This window comes from Ilumatobacter sp., from assembly GCF_049588435.1.
Lineage (GTDB): Bacteria > Actinomycetota > Acidimicrobiia > Acidimicrobiales > Ilumatobacteraceae > Ilumatobacter_A.
Genome location: NZ_JBAVYV010000144.1, coordinates 1 through 1,859 on the forward strand (window position 1 = coordinate 1; position 1,859 = coordinate 1,859).

Genomic DNA, 1,859 nt, shown 5'->3' on the forward strand with positions numbered 1-1,859 from the left:
CGGACAGCGGATACATGCGGTCGTATCCGGCGTGGATCAATGCCGGGAAGTCGCGGACGCGCACCTCTGCGTGCTCGGCGATGATGTCGGCGCGGGTCGCCGGATCGGCCAGGTGCGCGACGCGCTCGTCGACCGGGAGGTCGTGCAGTTGCACGTACGTCGGACACCGCCGGAGCGGATTGGCCGTGGCGGACAGTCCGAGCAGAACGCCGATCGGGCGGACGGCGACCTGCGCGCGCACGTCGGCACCGGCGGCCGACCACTCCTCGATCCGACCGACCAACTCACGCCAGCGGTTCGGTGTCTCGTCGTTCTGCTGGACCGTGAAGCTCAGTGGCCGATCGACCTCGTCGACGATTCGACCGAGCAGTTCGAGTTCGCGGGCGACGAGTTCGTCGTCGCCGGACTGGTACACGTCGGAGATCAGTTGGATCACTCCGGCTCCCGCCCGGTCGAGCGCCTTCGCGACACCGACGACCTCGTCGGCGGTGGCGCGCAGCGTTCCGATCGACTCGCCCGACGAGGTGCGGTGCGCCCACGTGCGCGAGGTGGTGAAGCCGAGCGCACCGTTGCGGATCGCCGACTCGGTCAGCGCACACATCGTCTCGACCTCCTCGGCCGTCGCGATCGATTCGTGATCGGCGCCGCGCTCCCCCATCACGTACGTGCGCAACGCGGCGTGGGGCATCTGCGCGCCGACGTCGACCGTCCACGACAGGGAGTCGAGTACGTCGAGGTATTCGTCGAAACTCTCCCATCCCCACGTCATCCCCTCGGCGAGTGCCGTGCCGGGGATGTCCTCGACACCTTCGAGCAGCCGGATCAGCCACTCGTGGCGATCGGGTCGGGCCGGAGCGAACCCGACGCCGCAGTTCCCCATCACGATCGAGGTGACGCCGTTGATCGACGACGGAGCGAGATCGGGGTCCCACGTGACCTGGCCGTCGTAGTGGGTGTGGATGTCGACCCAGCCCGGCGTGACGATCAGGCCGGTCGCGTCGATCTCACGCGCGGCCGGCTCGAACGCGGACACGTCGCCGACCGCGGCGATCCGGTCGCCGACGATCGCGACATCTGCGATCCGACGCGACGCCCCCGTCCCGTCGACGACGATTCCGTTGCGAATGATCAGATCGGACATTGGTCTTCCCCTTCGTCGAAAATGTTTGTCGGTGCCAGGCACCGACGCGCATTTTCACCGTACCGGTCGTGGCGCCGCTGACTCCTGGCGGAGGCGGTTCGCCCTGATCCGCGTCCGCAGGTACATCGCGAGCACCGAGCCGACGAACAGCGTCACCGCTCCGCACAACCAGAGCGTGCGGTAGTCGGCGAGGTCGATGATCACGCCTCCGGCTGCCGGGCCCAGCGCCGCTCCCGAGAAGATCCCGACCTGACTGATGCCGGTTGCGGCCGCGGGTGCCGACGGGTTGTTCCTGACGACCGAGAGGTTGAACAATCCCGGCCACGCCCAACCGAAGGCGAACGCGGGAATCGGAGCGAGGAGGTAGGTGAGCGGAACATCGACGGCGAGCAGCAGCACGCCGAGCCCGCCGAGCCCGAACAACCACACGAGCCGCTGAATCGGGAGAACTCCTCTGCGATCGACCTGCACGCCCTGGACGATGCGGCTGCCGATCCCGACCAGCGAGCCGAGGCTTAGTACGAGCCCCGCGATCGCCGGGCTCATCCCCGAGGCCTCGGCCCCACTCGTGATGAAGCCGACCATCGCTCCCGCATTGGTCGCGCCGAGGAAACCGACGACCGCGTAGAGCACCATCAACCCGATGCCGAGATCGGGTCGCGCGGAGCGTTGCCGAACCCGGGAAGCCCGGCCGGCGAGCCGGGTCGGAGGTCGCGTC

Annotated in this window: 2 protein-coding genes; both read right to left on the minus strand. The window is 68.5% G+C overall.

Going from position 1 to position 1,859, the window contains the following annotated elements; genetic code table 11:
• Nucleotides 1-1,141, minus strand: a 1,141-nt coding sequence (locus WBV89_RS05465; RefSeq protein WP_423980327.1) for an N-acyl-D-amino-acid deacylase family protein, incomplete at its 3' end; no start/stop codon positions are given.
• Between the two features lie 54 nt (nt 1,142-1,195).
• Nucleotides 1,196-1,859 (minus strand): MFS transporter (locus tag WBV89_RS05470; protein ID WP_423980328.1); only part of this gene is annotated, 664 nt, incomplete at its 5' end.